Below are 18,008 nucleotides of genomic sequence, written 5' to 3'. Positions count from 1 at the left end.
TACCAGCCAGGTTACTTCATGCTCAATGCCGACGCCCTCAGCCAGTTGCGCCAGCTGAAATCGGATATCAAGGACAACAAGGTGGTTTTTCCCGGAACAGTCAAAGCCACCAATGGCCGCTTCGGATTTGTTGCGCTCGACGAAGGCCGGGATGTCTTCCTGCCACCCGAGGAAATGCAGAAGGTGCTGCCCGGGGACCGGGTGAATGTCACCGAGCAGGAGGTTGAGAAAGGCAAAACCCAGGGTGTTGTGGACGAACTGCTGGAAACCCGCCTGAACACCTTTGTTGGCCGTTACCTGGTGAAAGGCAAAGGCCATTTCGTGGTGCCCGAAACCCCGGGCATCAACCGCTGGATCTTCATTCCCCCCAAAGAGCGAATGAACGCCCAGCAGGACGATTACCTCTACTGTCAGATTCACAAGCATCCGATCAAGGATGGCAAGGGCCAGGCCAAGGTACTGCGGGTAATCGGCAAGGCGGGAGAACCCGGTATTGAACGCTCTTTCACCCTGGCTACCTTTGATCTGGCCGACACCTGGCCGGACGCGGTGCGTACACAGGCCGACAGCCTCAGTGAGAGTGATATCGAATCCCGGGAAGCCGGGCGGGAAGACCGCACGGATCGCCCGTATGTGACCATCGACAGCCCGGGCACCCAGGACATGGACGATGCCCTGCTGGCCGAACCCAACGCCACCGGCTGGACGCTGTCGATCGCCATTGCCGACCCGACCGCTGTGATCGAAACCGACAGCCCCGCGGAGCAGGAGGCGTTCAATCGCGCCACCGCCATTTACTTCCCGGGCGAACCCCTGCCCATGCTGCCTGACAGCATCAGCACCCGCCTGTGCTCTCTGATGCCAGACGTGAAGCGGCTGGCTCTGGTATGTGATCTTCAGGTTAACAACGATGGCAGCCTGGGCGACTACAGCTTTCACCAGGCGGTTATCCAGTCCAAGGGCAAGCTCAGCTACGAGCTCGTCTCAAACCTGATCGAAGGTCGGGAGGACGATGAGATCAAGGCACTTCCGGACGACGTTGCCAACAGCCTGGACCAGTTGCACCAGGCAGCGACAGCACTCAGGAAATGGCGCAGTGAACATGCGCTGCTGAGCGGCGACCGGCCGGAATTCCGCCTCCGGCTCGATGAAAACAAACGCATCCGGCTGATTGAACCGTCCGTCCAGAATGAAGCCCATCGGCTGGTGGAAGAGTGCATGGTCGCCGCCAACCGCTGCGCCGCAGACTTCCTCGCCAACCAGACTGCAGGGTTGTTTATCCAGCACCCCGGGCTACGGGATGATCGCGCCGACAACATCCGGGCACTGATCGACAGCCACGCACCACATCTCTCGGGGGTTGATGCCCATCAGGCCGAAGGCTTCCGGAAACTGATGAAAGAAACCGATGCCCTGGAAGCCGAGGTGCCGGTCAAAGCCATACTGTCCCGCCAGCTGGCCCGGGCCGAACTGAGCTTCAAGCCCGCGCCTCACCAGGGTATGGGCCTGGACGCCTACACCACCTTTACTTCGCCACTGCGCAAGTTCTCGGACTTCTATGTCCACCGGCTGATCAAGTCGGCGCTGTGGGACACCCCCATGAAGGCCTTGACCGAGGATCAACTCGAGGCCCTGCAGGCTGCACAGATCCGCGCCCGTCAGGCGGCAAACAGTCTGGAAGCCTGGCTCAAGAGTGACTTTGCCAAAACACTCGGCGAAGAACCCATGAGCGGTGTGATCAGCCGCACGGTGCCCGCCGGTTTCTTTGTACGGCTGGATGCCAACGGATTGGAAGGGTTCGTCAGCTGCAAGGATCTGGATGGCAAATACAGCTTTGACCCGGTCACTCTTCGCCTGATCCACAACAAGAACGGCCGAATCTTCCAGCTGGAGCAGCCGGTAACGGTAAGCTTTGCAGGCGTGGACGAAGAACGCAGGCAGATCAACTTCAAGCTGGTGGAAGCACAGGAGATCCCGACCGGGACCGGCTCCGACGACGGTTGAAAAACCACACGGGCAGGCGCATCGTACTTACAAGGACATATTCCTTTGATGGAGGTGCGCCATGCCCATCAGCCCTGACGAATTTCTGAAAAAGTACGGTTTTGACAAGGAAGAGGAAGAGCGGGACCACAGCCTGCGCCACAACGCCATGGAGCACGCCAAGCACCTGCGCCGGCCCCATGCGGGGACGCCCCACGACTGGGAAGAGTGGGAGCGCTACAAGCAGGAACACCCGGATGAAGTGGAAGACGACTCCGACAGCTGATGCCCGGTAATTACCGGGCCAGCATCCGCTCCAGCCGTTCATCCTTCGCCTGCCACTGATCCCCCAGCCAGTTTTTCACGTTCCGGCGGTGCTCTGCATCCGTTGAGTAGTCCCGGCCTTTCAGATGCTCCGGGATATCAACGGTGTGGATTTCCATTTTGACTTCCTTGACCCGGCCAGAGATAAATTCCCAGAAGGTGGGTGCTCCGTCCGGATAGGCGATGGTCACGTCCACCAGGGTCTGGATCGAATCGCCCATGGCGTCGAGCACGAAGGCGGCACCGCCAGCCTTGGGCGTCAGCAGGTGCTTGTAGGCCGACTTCTGTTTGTCGTGTTTGGCCTGGGTAAACCGGGTGCCTTCGACAAAGTTCATCACACTCACCGGGGTGTACCGGAACTTCTCACAGGCCCTGCGGGTTGACCGAAGATCCTCGCCCCGCTTCTCCGGATGTTTGATCAGGTATTCCCGGGTGTAGCGCTTCATGAACGGGAAATCCAGACCCCACCACGCGAGGCCGATCACCGGCACCCAGATCAGCTGCTGCTTGAGGAAGAACTTGAGGAACGGCGCCCGATGGTTGAACACCCGCTGCATGGCGAAGATATCCACCCAGCTCTGGTGATTGGCCAGCACCAGGTACCAGCTTTCCCGCTGGAGGTTTTCGGCACCTTTCACATCCCATTTCGTGCCATGGGTCAGCTTCATCCAGCCGGTGTTGCAGGCAACCCAGGCTTCCGCGATCCAGATGATGACCCGAGTACACAGGACCCGGAAGCCCTGGATGGGGATGATGAGTTTGAGAATGGCCGGGATGTAGAGCAGGATGCACCAGAACAGGGTGTTGATTCCCAACAGGATAGAATTGAGTACACCGATGACGGGGGCAGGGAGAAAGCTGAGCATGGCGGTCCTGTTTCTGGTTATTGTTTCCAAATAGGGGCTAATGATAGCAACCACAGACCGCATTGGGCAGTGGCCTGAAGTGACCGGTTTGCCCACCGGTTTGGACACTTCTGCCATGGTGATTTGCGCCTCACCATGGATAATCTCGATGTCTGGCCTGCGAGACGGGACAGTAGAAGTTCGGTAATCCGTATAGTGAGCGTCAAATTCTCCATGGACATTCCCATGCCCAATCTCTTCAAATCCGCCGCTGACCGGGCGGCAGGCGTTACCCGGCAAACGGCCCTTTATGCCGGCAACGCTTTCGACCGGGTGTTCCGGGCCGCCAGTCTGGTGCAGGCCGGGCAGACGCCGTTTGAAACCCTGTATACCGATGGTCTGGTCAGCCTGCGTTACTACCCACCACTGGCCGAGGATTTCATCGAGCTGGAAGGCGAGACCATTGCGGTTGAGCGCACGGCCCATAAGACACCGATTGTGATCGTGCCGCCCCTGGCGGTGAATATGCTGATCTACGATCTGTTTCCCCAGCGCAGTCTGGTTCGGTTTCTGCGTGCCAAGGGATTTGAGGTGTATCTGATCGACTGGGGCATGCCCACGCGGGAACACAGTCACTACAACCTGCATACCTATGTGGCCGAGTTGCTGCCGGCCTACCTGAACCGGGTTCGGGAGCATAGCGGTGAACAGGAGTTGTCGCTGCATGGCTGGAGTATGGGTGGCATGTTCACGCTGTTCTATTCCGCGCTCAGCAACGATCAACATGTGCGCAATGCCATTGTGCTGGGCTCGCCGATCGACAGCCATGCATCCGGGATCCTGGGGCTTGTGAATCAGCGCATGGCGGATGTGGCCGGGTTTGTGCGGAAACGCACCGGGTTCCGGCTTCACGATGTGAAACCTCACTGGTTTCATACCCCCGGCTGGGCCAATACCATCGGGTTCAAGCTGACCAATCCGATTGCCAGCGTGATGAGTTACTGGGAATTGATCATCCGTCTGGGTGACCGGGAGTTTGTCACCAGTCACGCCACCACATCGGCGTTTCTGGACCGTATGGTGGCCTACCCCGGCGGGATCATTCAGGACACGGTGGTGCGGGTCTGGATCGACAACCAGTTGTCCAAAGGGGAAATACAGATCGGCGAGGATGTTGCCAGGCTGGACAATGTGAGTGCCAACTTACTGGCCATCGCCGGGGGCGACGACACGCTCGTGACGCCGGGTGCGGCCAAGCGGGTGATGGATCATGTGAGCTCTACGGACAAGACGTTCCGGGTTGTGCCGGGTGGTCATATGGGCATTCTTGCGGGGAGTAAGGCGCCTCGTCAGAGTTGGCTGGAGTTGGCGGATTGGCTCGCTTTTCGGTCGGACTGAGTTTTTGAGTTTGGAGTTTGCCGGCAGGTGTCGGGGAGGGCTTTCCAAAACACGCTCCTTGCGGCACGTCCATGTGACGCTTGACTGTCGCCATCCATGGCGACAGACAGTTTTGGAAAGCCCTCCCCGACACCTGCCTCCTCTTACTTCAGAGGTTTTTCAGTGTTTCCTGCAGTTCTGAAAGGCTGTTGATCACTGCTGAGGGTTGAATCCCCCAGTCTTCAAATACCTTGTTCGGATCCCTCTGTACCCAGATTGCGAGTAATCCTGCAGCTCGTGCACCAATCACATCCCAGGCGTTACTGGACACAAGACACAGGGGTTTTTCCCAGGAACCGGTTGCGCGCCGGGCATAGGTGTAAACGGCAGGATCAGGTTTGAAACTCTTGATATCGTCTACCGATACCAGGCCTTCAAATTGGTCGAGCAAGTCGTTGTGCCCGAGCACTTTCTCCAGTGCTGGATAACCACCATTGGAGAATGCGAACAGCGGGTACTCGCCTCTGAGACTCTTTAACGCCGGCAACGCGTCCTCGAACGCGGGCAAAGACAGGTAGGCTGCCATCAGGGCGTTTTCGCGCTCTTCGGACAGGGTCAGTTTGTGAGTGGCCATGGCGTAGCGCAGGGCTTGGCGGGTGCAGACACCGAAGTCTTCGTAGACTTTCATCAGGCCCTTGCGAAACGAGAACTCCAATTGCTTCTCCCGCCACAGCGCGGCCACGGCTTCTGCCCTGTCGCCCGCGTCTTCCGCCAGCAGGCGGGACATGCCCATGGGGTCAACCAGGGTTCCGTAGACGTCGAAAGCGAGGGTCATGGTCATCGGTGGGGCTCCTCATCCGGAAGGGGGTTCGGGGTCGTATACTGGAGTCACAGTATCGAGATTTGAACGATCACTCAACACAGTCAGCGATGACGACAGTAATGACCAAAGGAGCGAAACCCACTCGCCGGCTATGACTATCCTCAGGACTTTGCTCGTTTTACTCGCGCTGGCCACCACTGCCGCCTGCGCCACCAGCACTCAACTCTACAGTCCCGGGCCATCAACCCTGGGCGCCGAACCGGTGACCGACTTCGACCGCTACCTCGAATCTGTCAAAGCCTATGTCGATACCAATCTGGTGCCGGTGGACGGGTTTGAGCGGGAGCAGCAGGTACTGTGGAACCTGCCGTACCGGCTGGCACCGGCGGCGGGTTGCAGCTCCGGGGATCGTACCGGGATCCTATTGGTTCACGGCCTGAGCGATTCACCCTTTGTGTTCCGGGATCTGGCCCGTTACCTGGCGGATCAGTGCGTTGAAGTCCGGACGCTGTTGCTGCAGGGACATGGCACCCGGCCCGGCGATATGGTGACGGCCAGCGCCGAGGTCTGGCGCGAACAGGTACGCAATCACTTTATTGCCCTGTCGCAGGAGGTGGATCGGGCGTTTATTGGCGGTTTTTCTCTGGGCGGGGCACTGGCCACAGATTACGCGCTTTCAGAGACCGGTCCTCGACCGGCGGGTCTGATTGCGGTTGCACCGGCCTGGCAGCTTAACGGTTTGCGGGACTACCTCTGGCTGGCGCCCATCGCCGACGTGTTTGCTGATTTTGTAGAGAAGGAGCCCGAACTTAATCCGGTGAAGTACGAGTCGTTTTCCTTCAACGCCGGCAGTCAGATCGGCGACGTTATATCGGCGGCCCAGGGCCGGATAGTGCAGCAAGAAAGCAGCGATATGCCTTTGTTCCTGGCTGCCACGGAGGCCGACTCGGTGATAAACCTCGACTATCTCATCACGCAGTTCCGGGAACGGTTTACCAATCCAGGGAACGCCATGGTGATCTTTCGGGATACCCGCACACCCTGGCCCAACGCGCAGGCTGATGAGCGCATCAGGTTTCTCAACAGCTATTTGCCTGACGCCAATATCCTGGAGTTCTCGCACCAGTCGCTGCTGATTGCTCCGAACAACGAACTCTATGGCCTGGGCGCGCCACTGCAGCGATGCCTGGAACCGAATAACATCTCTCTGGAGGGTTGCCGGCAGTTGCCGGAGGAAGATCTCTGGTTCAGTGCCTGGCACGACACGGAGCGTCCGGTGTATACCAGCCGGCTGACTTACAACCCCTGGTTCGACGATCTGGCAGAGGCTGTTGGAACATTCATTCAGGCAAACGAATCAGGCGAGGCGCCGTAGCGCCACCGCAGGCATCGGGTTACACTGCCATTCATGAACCCGATTGATACATTCAACCTGGATTTCCGGGCCCTCAGCACCTTTCTGGCGGTGCTTGATGAAGGCAGCGTGTCCCGCGCGGCAGTCAGGCTGGGCGTTACCCAGTCTGCGGTGAGTCACACGCTGGAACGTCTGCGCCAGGCCCTGGGCGACCCCCTGTTCGTGAAGTCCGGGCGCGGCATTGTGCCAACCCGCTACGCACTTCAGGCCGGGCCCCATATCCGCCAGATTTTGGATGACCTGCAGTCGCTGTCCTCGGGCCCGCCGTTCAGTCCCGCCACGGCAGAGTTCACCTTCACGATTGCTGCCAATGACTACCAGCGGGACCTGCTTTTGCCGGGCCTGGTGCGAACGTTGCGGCAGGAAGCTCCGGGCATCAGCCTTCAGGTGATTCCATCTGGCATTCCTCGGGCAGACCTTTTGCGGAAGGATGTCTGTGATCTGGTGATTTCTCCCCACGCGCCGGAGGCGACGGACATTATGCAGCGGGGCCTGATGGCCGATCGCATGGTGGTGTTCTATGATCCTGAACACCGGAAACCGCCAGCGGATCTGCCGGAATACCTTAAGGCAGACCACATTGCCCTGTTGTTCGCCACCGGCGAAAAACCGACTGTGGAAACCGCCATGGACACCCGTGGTCTGGTTCGTCGCAATGTGGTGACGGTCTCCAACTTCTCCGGCCTACCGGAGTTCCTCCGCGGAACAGATATGCTTGCTACGGCCCCGGAGGGCATGAGCAAACACTTACTCCGGGACTTCGCCTGGGTTCCGCTACCTTTTGATTTCAAACCCTTTACCCTGCTAATGCTGTGGCACCGCCGCAATCAGAACGATCCCGCCCACAAGTGGCTGCGCAACCAGGTGAATGCCGTTGCCGCTACCCTCAACGGTCTTAAAAGTTAATCAATTAGTTTTGCTCATAGGTTGTATGAGCTTTGCTGGCGTTATCTTCTGAACTCCTCTGACCTAGACTGCCTTCACTCCCTTATAGGCCGGGTTGGGTAAGGCTTTCCAAAACACGCTCCTTACGGCACGTCCCTGTGACGCTTGGGCTCCGCCATCCATGGCTCCGCACAGTTTTGGAAAGCCTTACCCAACCCGCCCTGTCGGAATTTTGAGATAACGCATCGGGAAACACATGCTGACTTTGACGAGTGTCTGGACAACCGTTCTGCTTGCTGCCGCTGTGGCCCTTGGGCCGCTGGCAACAGATATGTATTTGCCGGCACTTCCCCAGATAGGTTCAGACTTTGGCACCGGCACCGATCAGGTTCAGCTGACACTGAGCCTGTATCTGGTGGGCTTTGCCATTGCTCAGCTGGTTTGCGGTCCGTTGGCGGACCGTTTTGGTCGCAAACCGATCATGATCGGTGGTTTTGTGCTTTTCGCCATTGCCAGCATCGGCTGTGCCCTGGCGACGAACATCGAAACGCTGATTCTGTGCCGTTTCCTGCAGGCCCTTGGCGGTTCTGCCGGCCCGGTTCTGGGTCGGGCGGCCATTCGGGATATCTATACGCCCCGCGAAGCCGCCAAAATCCTGGCTATCCTGGCCAGTATCATGGCTCTGGCGCCTGCGGTCGCGCCGACCATCGGTGGCCTGTTGACGGCCAGTCTGGGTTGGGCTTCGGTATTCCTGGCTCTGGGTGGCTACGCCCTGGTGATGGCCGTGGTGGTTGCCTTTGGTATTCCCGAGCCCATGCGTCCGGAGCATCGCCAGTCCCTGAAAATGGGCAGCCTGCTGCGGAACTACCGCACGATTGCGAAAGACATCAGCTTCCTGGGCTACACCCTGACCAACGCACTGATTTTCTCCGGTCTGTTTGCCTTCCTGTCGGGCTCTTCGTTCGTGCTTATCGATTTCCTGGGGGTGCCGACCGAGCAGTTCGGTCTGTACTTTGCCTGCATGGTGGCCGGCTACATTGTTGGCAACCTGACCGCCGTCCGTCTCGGCCGTCGCCTGGTGCCGGACCAGATCCTTGTACGCGGCCTGATCATTGCTGTGGCTGGCGGCAGCCTTATGGCCGTGCTGGCACTGAGTGAAGTGTTCAACGTCTGGGCAGTCATTTTGCCTCAGGCCCTGTTCATGATCGGCACCGGGATGGTCCTGCCCCAGACCATGGCCGGCGCCCTGGCGAACTTCCCCACCATGGCCGGCTCCGCCTCTGCCCTGTTCGGCTTCACCCAGATGGCCGTCGCCGCCATCGCTGGCATGCTCGTCGGCCATCTGCACGACGGCACCTCCCTGGTCATGGCCTCTATCATTGCAGCATGCGCCGCCATTGCCATGGGCTGTTATCTGCTGCTGGTTCAGCGTTATCCTGCGAAAGGTTTCGAACCACAAAGTGCCACTGGCAATTAAGGCAAAATCATCCAAAGTGGTCTACACAGAGTACGTAAGACTCTAAACCAGACACCAAGGAGCAAATACCATGAGCAGCGTTAACCTGGACGGCAACCCCATTGAATTAAGCGGTAAATTTCCCGAAACAGGCGACAACGCGCCTCCCTTTACCCTGACCAACAGCGGGCTGGAAGAAGTCAAACTCGACAACTGGTCCGGCAAGCGCAAGATCCTGAACATCATCCCGAGCATCGACACCGGCGTCTGCGCCGCGTCTACCCGGAAGTTCAACGAAAAGGCCGGCAGCCTGGACAACACCGTGGTCCTCGTAGTCTCTGCCGACCTGCCCTTCGCAGCCGCTCGCTTCTGCGGCGCCGAAGGTCTGAAAAACGTCGAAACCCTCTCGACCTTCCGGAACTACAGCTTCCAGCAGGACTACGGCGTCGCCATTCAGGATGGCCCCCTCGCCGGTCTCTGCGCCAGGGCGGTGGTCGTACTGGATGAGAACGACAAGGTCATCCACAGCCAGCTGGTTGATGAGATCAAGGATGAGCCGGATTACGATGCGGCGCTGAAGGTGCTGTAACGCTTCTTATCGCCCTGAGCGCCGGACATATCACCGGTTTTCGGGGCAGTTGGATGGGGGCGGGCTTCTGAAACCGTGCGGAGCCATGGATGGCGGAGCCGAGCGTACAGGGATGTATTCACAGCGTGTTTCAGAAGCCCGCCCCCAGCCGACTGCATGCTCCAAAACCAGAACCTGTTAGAATCCCCGCCCAAAGCCCGAATCCTAACCGAAGGCCCACAACACCCCGTGCAGACCACCACCCAAAACCCATCCCTGGCCCGCCAGCTCTACAGCATGACCTGGCCCATGCTGTTCGGCGTGTTGTCCCTGATGACCTTCCAGCTGGCCGACAGTGCCTTCGTGGGTCAGCTGGGCCGGGATCCGCTGGCGGCACTGGGCTTCACACTGCCGATGCAGCAGTTGATCATCGGCCTTCAGGTGGGTCTGGGCATTGCGACCACAGCTATCGTTTCCCGCACCCTGGGTGCCGGCGATGAACTGCGCGCCTTCCGGCTGGGCGGCCTGATCATTACCGTTGGCGGCAGCCTCGTTTTTGTCATCTGCGTGGCGCTTTGGTTTCTGCAGGGGCCCATCATGACCGCCCTTGGCGCGGAAGACTCACTTCTGCCGCTGATCCGGCAGTACTGGGTTCCCTGGCTGATGGCCGCCTGGACCGGGGCGTTCCTGTACTTCGGCTACAGCGTGTGTCGCTCCCACGGTGACACCAAATTGCCGGGATATATGATGGTGGCCACGAGTCTGACCAACATCGCCCTGGACCCACTCTACATCTTTGTTTTCGGCTGGGGACTGCCCGGCGCCGCCTGGGCCACCGTTACCTCTTTCGGTATCGGCTGCCTGGTGATCTACCCGAAACTGCTGAAACGCCAATGGGTGCGTTTCGATCTTCAGGAGCTTGCCCTCTGGAAAGCCCTGAAACAGCTCAACGGCATCATGGCCCCGGCCATGGTGAGCCAATTGATGCCGGCTGTCTCGGCCATGCTGGCGACGGCTCTTGTCGCCGGCTTCGGCTCCGCCGCCGTTGCAGCCTGGGGCCTGGGCACCCGTCTGGAGTTTTTCTCAATTGTGGTGGTGCTGGCCCTGACCATGTCGATGCCGCCGATGATTGGCCGGTTATTGGGTGCCGGGGATATCGAGCAGATCCGTAAACTGGTGCGCCTTGCGGTCCGGTTTGTGGTGGTCTGGCAGCTGGCCATCGGCCTGACCTGGGTGGTGGCTTCCGGGTTGGTGTCGGAACTGTTCTCCAGCGACAGTGATGTTCAGAAGGTTCTCGCCGGTTATCTGGTGCGGGTGCCGCTGAGCTACAGCGGTCTGGGCGTGTGCATGCTGATGGTGTCGGTGTGCAATGCCCTCGGACTGGCGATGCGGGCCCTGCTGGTGTCCACCCTGCGCCTGTTCCTGTGCTTCCTGCCCCTGCTCTGGATCGGTAGCCAGATCAACGGGGTCTATGGCCTTATGAGTGGTGCGCTGGTGGGCAATCTGTTCGCCGGCGCCATGGCTTACAGCTTCTACCGGGCCGGCATGACGCGTTTGAAGGCGGAGCTCGCCTCAGGCAAAGCGTGAACGAAAGCTCTCGGGTACCGGCACCACTTCCTTGCGGTGGTAGTTGAAGAAGACGAATCCGTATTTGGCCAGTGCCACCGGCTGGCCGCTCTCGGCCTTGGTGACCCGGAACACGAAATCCCCGCCATACTTGTTGAAGTCCATCAGACCCACTTCAAAACGCAGCATTTCCGGGAAGAAGGATTCCGACTGGTACATGGTGGCCAGGTCGGTAACGATAATGCCGGTGCCGTCTTTGCTCGCTTCCTGGATACCGTAACTGACCAGGAACTGGGCCCGGGCTTCGGAGAGCATCGAGATCAGGGCGTCGTTGCCGAGGTGGTTGGCGCCGTTGATGTCGGTGATTCTGACGGGCATTCTGGTTTCGAAGCAGAAGACGTCGTCCGGGAAGGAGAGTTTGATTCGGGCCACGGGGGTTCCTGTTTTCACTGGGTATCTTGGGGCAAATCATACGCTGTTCGACTTTAGTGTTCATCTCAAGACGCCCAGTCCCAAATCGGTTATCTTGCTATGAGACCTCCGCGCCGATGGTTTTGGTGGAGCGACGGCAGGGAAGGGCTTTCCAAAACACGCTCCTTGCGGCACGTCCATGTGACGCTTGACTGTCGCCATCCCTGGCGACAGACAGTTTTGGAAAGCCCTTCCCTGCCATCGTTCGTATCACTCCCGCGCACTGACAATAAATATTTGAAGATGGAGTTTTATGGATATTCGCCCTGCTGCCACCTTGGTTCTGGTTCGAGATACAGCCGAAGGCCTTGAAGTCCTGCTGCTGCAACGCACCTGGGACGCCGTGTTTATGCCCGGCTATTTTGTATTCCCTGGCGGGCGAGTCGAGGAAAACGAGACTCACGGGCAGGACCATATTATCGGGCCCGGAGACGCCGAGATCAGTCAGACCATGAGTGTCGATGAAGGCGGCGCGGACTATATGTTGGCGGCGGTTCGGGAGTGTTTTGAGGAGTCCGGGGTTCTGGTTGCGGTGGATAAACAGGGCAACCCGATATCCGGGGATCATCCGGCCCATGCGGATCGGAGGTCGGTGTTCGACGGCGATCTGTCTCTGGCCAGTCTGTGCAAAAAGCACGGCTTGGCGCTTCCGCTGGACAGGCTTGCCTATCTCGGCCACTGGATTACGCCGCCGGGGCCGCCGAGGCGTTTCGATACACGGTTTTTCGTGACGCCCGCTCCGGAAGGTCAATTGGCCGGGCACGACGGTATCGAAACCATCGATCATGTCTGGATCCGCCCGGAACAGGCCCTTGAGGATCATCGGAACGGCCAGCGGTTGCTGGGGTTGCCAACGATTCGGACGTTGCGGGTGCTGAACGGGTTCGAGACCACCGATGCGCTGATGCGCTATGCCCACGCCAACCCGCCCGAGCCCTACCCCAACCAGCCCTGGCCGGCGGTCAAAAAGGGTAAGCCGGTGACGCTGGAGCCGGGAGCGCCGGCCTATGATGAGGCCGCGAAGCTGGATCCGGAAGGTGAAGGCTCGACCCGGGCGGAGATTAATCCCGGAGAGGCGGTTGAGGTCGCGGCCCGTGTCACCCGGCTGACGGCGCCCAACCCGGGGATGATGACCGGGCCAGGGACCAACACTTACATTCTGGGCCATGAACGCTTCACGGTGATCGACCCCGGCCCCGCCAACGAGTCCCATATCGAGCGAATTCTGGAGGTGACCGGTGGCGTCATTGACCAGGTTCTGGTAACCCACACGCACCAGGACCATTCGCCGGCCGTTGCCGCCCTGAAAGAGCGCACCGGTTGCCGGGTGTTCGGTTGGCCGGCGCCCCCGGGTGCCGGCCAGGACCAGACCTTCCGGGCCGATGATGAACCGGAGCACGGTGATCTGATTGTGACCGAAGCCGGGCTCCTGAAGGTGCTTCATACCCCGGGTCATGCCTCGAACCATCTGTGTTTTCTGCTGGTCGACCAGAAGCTGCTGTTTTCCGGTGACCACATCATGCAGGGCTCAACGGTGGTCATTAATCCGCCGGACGGCGACATGAAGGCCTACATCGAGTCGCTCTACGAGTTGCTGGCCGAATCCATTCGCTACATTGCGCCAGCACACGGCTTTCTGATGGGGCATCCCGAAGCGGTGATCGATTTCCTGATCACCCACCGTCTGTCCCGTGAGCACAAGGTGGCCCGCGCGCTGGAAGCCCTGGCTCCTGTAGACCTGAAAGCTCTTACCGCAAAAGCCTATGACGATGTTCCGGCCGCCATCCACGGCCTTGCGGCACGGTCAGCCCTGGCGCATTTACTGAAGCTGGAGGCGGAGCACAGGGCGTTCCGGGAGGACGATCTGTGGCATGTCGTACACGACAGCTAACGCGGGAGTAACGAAAGCACACGGGATTTCGCAAAACACCCATATTTTTAATCACTTTTCCGGCGTATAACTGTTTTCGTTATAACTTGCCCGGATTTCATGAAAGTGGCATTAAACCTTTGTCACAGCAGTATTCATGACCGCCAGAGGCACTCTATCCTTGAGCGCACACTGACGAACCGTGAGGAAATATGCTGTTTGAGCGGCTTCAAAAACCGTCCCCCCGGATCCTGCTGATTGGCCTGGTCATACCCTGGCTGTCGGCACCTGTTCTGGCCGAAACCGATTCGGCAAAGGCCAGCAAAAAATCCGAAGTGCTGATCGCGGAACTGGCCGAGGACGAGAGCGTCGAGGACGTTGAGCATTCGGCCCCTCTGCAGACCAAAGGGAAGAACAATACAGCCCGTCAGCCGGCAGTCCCACAGGGCGGAGCCGGTATCGATACGCCCTCGGCCGGTTCCCGCAAGGTAGCCCCGAACATCGATCTCAAGCAGGTTGCGCCGCCACCGGAGGCACAGGTTTCAGCGCCCGGAGATACCGATGCAGATGCCGCAGAATCCGAGGTCATGGCAACCGAAGCGGTGGCCGAACCCGAGCCGGAGCCGGAGCCGGAGCCCGAGATTCGCGAAGGCGAGGTCTTCACGCTGCTGGACAATGATGTCCTGCCCGGCACGTCTACCCGCCTGGCCTGGACCCCCGGCATTCAGATTGCCGGGCTGTCCCAGACAACCCCGGTTCTGGTGGTCAACGGCATCAACGCCGGCCCGACGCTGTGCCTCACCGGGGCAGTTCACGGGGATGAGTTGAATGGCATCGAGATCATCCGCCAGACCATGTATGACCTGAACCCGGAGAAGCTGTCGGGCACGGTCGTGGGTGTGCCGATTGTGAACCTGCCGGGATTCCAGCAGGGCAGTCGTTACCTGCCCGATCGCCGGGACCTCAACCGGCATTTCCCGGGCAGCCCCGATGGCAGCCTGGCCGACCGGATTGCCCATTCACTGTTCGAGAACGTGATTCGCAAGTGCGACATGCTGGTGGACATCCACACCGGCTCACTGAAGCGCACCAACCTGCCGCAGCTTCGCGCCGACATGAACAACCCGGACGTGGCGGAATTCACCCGGGGCTTTGACCGCATGGCGGTGGTTCACAGCTCCGGTTCTGCGGGCATGTTGCGCACCGCTGCTGTGGAAGCCGGTATTCGCACCGTCACCCTGGAAGCCGGCGAATCCCACCGTATACAGCAGCACCAGATCGGTGCCGGCGTGAACAGCCTAACCAGCCTGATGGAGCGTCAGGGCATGATCTCCCGGATGTTCGTGTGGGGCGATCCGGAGCCTGTCTACTACGATTCCGACTGGATCCGCGCGGACCACGGCGGGATTCTGTTCAGCGAAATTGAGTTGGGGGCCAGCGTATCGGAAGGGGAGATTCTCGGTTACGTGTCCGATCCGATCACCAATGCCCAGCACCCCATCCGGTCCACCACCGATGGCCGGGTTATCGGTATGGCCGTGGACCAGGTAGTGATGGCCGGTTTTGCCGCCTACCACATTGGTACGGAGGCAGAAGTTCCCGGAGAGTAGTATGCTAGGCTTTTTTCGGGCCTCACCAACCCCACAGGAGCCTTTGTGTCTTCCGAGAACGCCGGAGTCTTGTCACGAATTCCCGGCCTGGCCTACATCGGGCTGGTTCTTACACCTCTGTTCTGGGCCGGCAACGCCGTTGTCGCCCGGGGCACGGTAGAGAACATTCCGCCGCTCTCCATGTCGTTCTGGCGCTGGGTAATCGCCCTGGCCATCCTGCTGCCTTTCGGCCTGCCGGGTATCTGGCGCCACCGCGACGTTATCCGCCAGCGGTTCGGTTCCATGCTGGCCCTGGCGACCTTCAGCGTGGGGGCGTTCAATACCCTGCTGTACCTGGCGGCGACCACAACCACCGCGACCAACATTGCCCTGATCAACGCCACCATCCCCATTTTTGTGGCACTGCTGGCCTGGATTCTCCTAGGCGACCGCACCCGTCCGGTCCAGGCCTTCGGGATCGCACTGGCCATCACCGGCATCGTTACCGTGATTGCCCGCGGTGATCTCTCGGTGCTCACCAGCCTTCAGGCCCAGCCGGGGGATCTGATCATGGTGGCGGCGGTGTTCAGCTGGGGCCTGTTCTCGGTGCTACTGAGACGGCAGGCCGTACCACTGCCTGCACTAACGTTTCTGACCACCCAGATTCTCCTCGGCACACTGGTCGTCCTGCCCTTCTATCTGACGGATCTGCTGTTCTTCTCTGGTGGCTTTGAGCTGTCGCAAAGCACCGCCATGCCGTTGCTGTACTTCGCCATCTTCCCGGGGATCCTGGCCTATGGATTCTGGAACCACGGTGTGCATAAAATTGGTCCGGCCAGGGCGGCCATCTTTATGTACCTGACCCCTGTGTTTGCCACGGTTCTGGCCGGCATTTTCCTGGCCGAATCCCTCGGGCTGTTTCATGTTATCGGCGGGGCACTGATCCTGGCCGGGCTGGTGCTGGCCACGCAGACCCGGAAACACACCCACTACCCAACCCCGGAACGCTCAGCAAAAGGAGACCCCCATGATTAAACCTGTGCCAGGAAACTCTCACCGCTTCTTTTGCCTGGTTCTGGTCCTGTTGGCCGCTGGCCTGTCGGCGCCGGCTGCAGCGGAACCCTGTGATCCCGAAGAGTCAAAGTGGGTGCCTACCCGCTATTATCCAGCCGGTGCAGCGGTCTTTCACAAAGGCAGTTGGTATGAGTCCCGCGAACTGCACGAGGGCCTGGAGCCCGGCATTACGTTCGACTGGAAAGAACTGGATTCTGTGCCGGACTGCGAGGGCCGTAAGCAACCGGTTGACCAAACCCGGACCGGAGACGGCCAGAAAGGCACCGAGGCCGGCCAATCCGTCGGCAAGAGCAAACGGGGCGAGACGTCTTCCGGCATGTGCGTAAGACCGGACCCGTGGCTATTTTCCAGAAGCTACACGGTTGGCAGCCTGGTCACCCACGGCGGTCAGATCTGGGAGGCTATCCGGGCAACCAATGGTGACATGCCCGGCATGAACAAGCCTCCTCGCTGGCAACTGGTGGAGGATCATTGTTCCCTGGAAGGCCAACAGTAACGAGGAACGGGCAACTGACTAGAGAGCCGCTTCAATGCGGCCGATGACCTCTTCCAGAACCGATCTGGCGCAGCCGATGTTCAGGCGCATAAAGCCACTGCCCGGGTCGCCAAAGGAGAGTCCGGGGTTCATGCCCACACGGGCTTCCCGGACAAAAAAGCGTTTCAGGCCGGCATCGTCAAGCCCCAGTTCGCGGCAATCCAGCCACATGAGATAGGTGCCCTCCGGAGCGGACACGCGAATGGCGGGCAGGCGCTGGCCAACAGCCTCCACCACATAGTCCCGGCTGGCCTGCAGATAGGCCATCAGATCGTCCAGCCAGGGGGCACCATGGCGGTAGCCGGCCTCAAACCCGGCAATACTGAACGGATTGCACTGGGGCAGATGCATGGATTCAAACACGTCCTTCATTGCCTTGCGCCGGTCCGCATCGGGAATAACCAGAGCCGACAGGCCGAGGCCGGGCATGTTGAAACTCTTGCTCGGTGCGACCGCCGTTACCAGTGCATCTTCAGGACCGGCCAGCTTCGCCAGCATGGTGTGGCGGGGTTTATCCGTGAAGGTCAGGTCACAATGAATCTCGTCGGAGACCACCACCAGCCGGTGCCGGCGAGCAATATCCAGCACCGCCGTCAGTTCTTCCTCCGACCAAACCCGGCCAACCGGGTTATGGGGCGAGCACAGCAGCAGGATCCGGGCATCGGGGCGGGCTGCGCACTGCTCCAAGTGATCAAGATCCATGCGGTAGTGGCCCGGGTCTCCGGTGTCCGGATCCTCCGGCACCAAGGGGTTTTCGATCACCACCCGGCCACTGTGCCGCACCGAACTGAAAAACGGCGGATAAACCGGCGGCTGGATGATGACGCCCTCACCGGGTCCCGCGTAGGCCATGCACGCGGCGTTGATCGATGGCACCACGCCGGGCGCCATCAGTATCCACTCGCGCCGGATCTCCCAGTCATGGCGACTGGCAAACCAGTCGATCATCGACTGGTAAAGACTGTCCGGAAACAGGGTGTAGCCATAAACCGGATGTTCCGCCCGCTCCCTCAACGCACGGGTGACAGCCTCCGGTGCCGCGAAATCCATATCGGCCACCCAGACCGGGATAACATCCTCGGTGCCAAAAACCGCCTTGCGGGCATCAAACTTGACGGAACAGGTGTGTTCCCGGGAAACCGGCTGATCAAACGGGCTGGACACAGGGACTCTCCAGGGCAGATAACAACATTGGAAAACGGTATTGTGGTGGGCCCGAACGGCCATC

16 protein-coding genes are annotated in these 18,008 nt (G+C 59.8%); 12 read left to right on the top strand and 4 right to left on the bottom strand.

Annotation, left to right across the window (positions count from 1 at the left end; translation table 11 throughout):
* Nucleotides 1-18: 18 nt before the first annotated feature.
* Both BM035_RS06355 and BM035_RS06350 read left to right on the top strand, forming a co-directional pair.
* On the top strand, nt 19-2,004 hold the full coding sequence (locus BM035_RS06355) for a ribonuclease R family protein (RefSeq protein WP_053113280.1): 1,986 nt from the start codon (nt 19-21) through the stop codon (nt 2,002-2,004).
* Nucleotides 2,005-2,065: 61 nt separating this feature from the next.
* The gene (locus BM035_RS06350) at nt 2,066-2,269 is read left to right on the top strand and encodes a hypothetical protein (protein ID WP_008172739.1); all 204 of its coding nucleotides are present in this window, start codon (nt 2,066-2,068) and stop codon (nt 2,267-2,269) included.
* A gap of 10 nt (nt 2,270-2,279) precedes the next feature.
* On the opposite strand, the gene BM035_RS06345 is transcribed toward BM035_RS06350, so the two are convergent.
* A complete protein-coding gene (locus BM035_RS06345) occupies nt 2,280-3,173 on the bottom strand; it encodes an acyltransferase (RefSeq protein WP_053113281.1) in 894 nt (297 codons plus the stop codon).
* 225 nt (nt 3,174-3,398) lie between these two features.
* Between BM035_RS06345 and BM035_RS06340 the strand changes: the two genes are divergently transcribed.
* A complete protein-coding gene (locus BM035_RS06340) occupies nt 3,399-4,550 on the top strand; it encodes an alpha/beta fold hydrolase (RefSeq protein WP_092030756.1) in 1,152 nt (383 codons plus the stop codon).
* Nucleotides 4,551-4,698: 148 nt separating this feature from the next.
* Here BM035_RS06340 and BM035_RS06335 read toward each other — a convergent pair whose 3' ends face one another.
* Nucleotides 4,699-5,370 (bottom strand): haloacid dehalogenase type II, encoded by a 672-nt coding sequence (locus BM035_RS06335; RefSeq protein ID WP_092030755.1) that lies wholly within the window; start codon nt 5,368-5,370, stop codon nt 4,699-4,701.
* A gap of 151 nt (nt 5,371-5,521) precedes the next feature.
* Between BM035_RS06335 and BM035_RS06330 the strand changes: the two genes are divergently transcribed.
* The 5 genes from BM035_RS06330 to BM035_RS06310 all read left to right on the top strand — a co-directional run bounded on the left by BM035_RS06330 (nt 5,522) and on the right by BM035_RS06310 (nt 11,262).
* Nucleotides 5,522-6,727, top strand: coding sequence for an alpha/beta hydrolase (locus BM035_RS06330; protein ID WP_254775397.1), 1,206 nt, complete (start codon nt 5,522-5,524; stop codon nt 6,725-6,727).
* Nucleotides 6,728-6,760: 33 nt separating this feature from the next.
* Nucleotides 6,761-7,672, top strand: coding sequence for a LysR family transcriptional regulator (locus BM035_RS06325; protein ID WP_008172727.1), 912 nt, complete (start codon nt 6,761-6,763; stop codon nt 7,670-7,672).
* A gap of 235 nt (nt 7,673-7,907) precedes the next feature.
* Complete coding sequence (locus tag BM035_RS06320) at nt 7,908-9,128, top strand: Bcr/CflA family multidrug efflux MFS transporter (RefSeq protein WP_092030752.1); 1,221 nt, start codon at nt 7,908-7,910, stop codon at nt 9,126-9,128.
* Between the two features lie 70 nt (nt 9,129-9,198).
* The gene (gene tpx / locus BM035_RS06315) at nt 9,199-9,696 is read left to right on the top strand and encodes a thiol peroxidase (protein WP_014578719.1); all 498 of its coding nucleotides are present in this window, start codon (nt 9,199-9,201) and stop codon (nt 9,694-9,696) included.
* Between the two features lie 228 nt (nt 9,697-9,924).
* Complete coding sequence (locus BM035_RS06310) at nt 9,925-11,262, top strand: MATE family efflux transporter (RefSeq protein ID WP_254775396.1); 1,338 nt, start codon at nt 9,925-9,927, stop codon at nt 11,260-11,262.
* Here BM035_RS06310 and BM035_RS06305 read toward each other — a convergent pair.
* A complete protein-coding gene (locus tag BM035_RS06305; RefSeq protein ID WP_008172718.1) occupies nt 11,248-11,673 on the bottom strand; it encodes a thioesterase family protein in 426 nt (141 codons plus the stop codon). The two genes, BM035_RS06310 and BM035_RS06305, sit on opposite strands and share 15 nt — an antisense overlap.
* Before the next feature lie 292 nt (nt 11,674-11,965).
* Between BM035_RS06305 and BM035_RS06300 the strand changes: the two genes are divergently transcribed.
* The 4 genes from BM035_RS06300 to BM035_RS06285 all read left to right on the top strand — a co-directional run bounded on the left by BM035_RS06300 (nt 11,966) and on the right by BM035_RS06285 (nt 16,741).
* The gene (locus BM035_RS06300) at nt 11,966-13,603 is read left to right on the top strand and encodes an MBL fold metallo-hydrolase (RefSeq protein WP_092030750.1); all 1,638 of its coding nucleotides are present in this window, start codon (nt 11,966-11,968) and stop codon (nt 13,601-13,603) included.
* A 191-nt stretch (nt 13,604-13,794) separates the two neighbouring features.
* Nucleotides 13,795-15,192 (top strand): succinylglutamate desuccinylase/aspartoacylase family protein, encoded by a 1,398-nt coding sequence (locus BM035_RS06295; RefSeq protein ID WP_092030749.1) that lies wholly within the window; start codon nt 13,795-13,797, stop codon nt 15,190-15,192.
* A 45-nt stretch (nt 15,193-15,237) separates the two neighbouring features.
* Nucleotides 15,238-16,206, top strand: coding sequence for a DMT family transporter (locus tag BM035_RS06290; protein WP_053113289.1), 969 nt, complete (start codon nt 15,238-15,240; stop codon nt 16,204-16,206).
* On the top strand, nt 16,199-16,741 hold the full coding sequence (locus tag BM035_RS06285; protein WP_008172708.1) for a carbohydrate-binding protein: 543 nt from the start codon (nt 16,199-16,201) through the stop codon (nt 16,739-16,741). Before BM035_RS06290 ends, BM035_RS06285 begins: the two co-directional genes overlap by 8 nt.
* Before the next feature lie 18 nt (nt 16,742-16,759).
* On the opposite strand, the gene BM035_RS06280 is transcribed toward BM035_RS06285, so the two are convergent.
* Nucleotides 16,760-17,944, bottom strand: a complete 1,185-nt coding sequence (locus BM035_RS06280) for a MalY/PatB family protein (RefSeq protein ID WP_053113290.1) — start codon at nt 17,942-17,944, stop codon at nt 16,760-16,762.
* Between the last annotated feature and the right edge of the window lie 64 nt (nt 17,945-18,008).

The sequence above is a fragment of the Marinobacter sp. DSM 26671 genome, assembly GCF_900112835.1.
Lineage (GTDB): Bacteria > Pseudomonadota > Gammaproteobacteria > Pseudomonadales > Oleiphilaceae > Marinobacter > Marinobacter flavimaris.
The sequence above is the reverse complement of the archived record's forward strand: the minus strand, read 5'-3'. Positions and strand labels throughout refer to the sequence as shown.

Bases quoted from the DNA above. Each gene is read 5' to 3' on its own strand.
- tpx (WP_014578719.1), top strand. From the start codon at position 9,199: ATGAGCAGCGTTAACCTGGACGGCAACCCCATTGAATTAAGCGGTAAA.
- BM035_RS06350 (WP_008172739.1), top strand. From the start codon at position 2,066: ATGCCCATCAGCCCTGACGAATTTCTGAAAAAGTACGGTTTTGACAAG.
- BM035_RS06335 (WP_092030755.1), bottom strand. From the start codon at position 5,370: ATGACCATGACCCTCGCTTTCGACGTCTACGGAACCCTGGTTGACCCC.
- BM035_RS06300 (WP_092030750.1), top strand. From the start codon at position 11,966: ATGGATATTCGCCCTGCTGCCACCTTGGTTCTGGTTCGAGATACAGCC.
- BM035_RS06340 (WP_092030756.1), top strand. From the start codon at position 3,399: ATGCCCAATCTCTTCAAATCCGCCGCTGACCGGGCGGCAGGCGTTACC.
- BM035_RS06345 (WP_053113281.1), bottom strand. From the start codon at position 3,173: ATGCTCAGCTTTCTCCCTGCCCCCGTCATCGGTGTACTCAATTCTATC.
- BM035_RS06320 (WP_092030752.1), top strand. From the start codon at position 7,908: ATGCTGACTTTGACGAGTGTCTGGACAACCGTTCTGCTTGCTGCCGCT.
- BM035_RS06285 (WP_008172708.1), top strand. From the start codon at position 16,199: ATGATTAAACCTGTGCCAGGAAACTCTCACCGCTTCTTTTGCCTGGTT.
- BM035_RS06355 (WP_053113280.1), top strand. From the start codon at position 19: ATGCTCAATGCCGACGCCCTCAGCCAGTTGCGCCAGCTGAAATCGGAT.
- BM035_RS06325 (WP_008172727.1), top strand. From the start codon at position 6,761: ATGAACCCGATTGATACATTCAACCTGGATTTCCGGGCCCTCAGCACC.
- BM035_RS06295 (WP_092030749.1), top strand. From the start codon at position 13,795: ATGCTGTTTGAGCGGCTTCAAAAACCGTCCCCCCGGATCCTGCTGATT.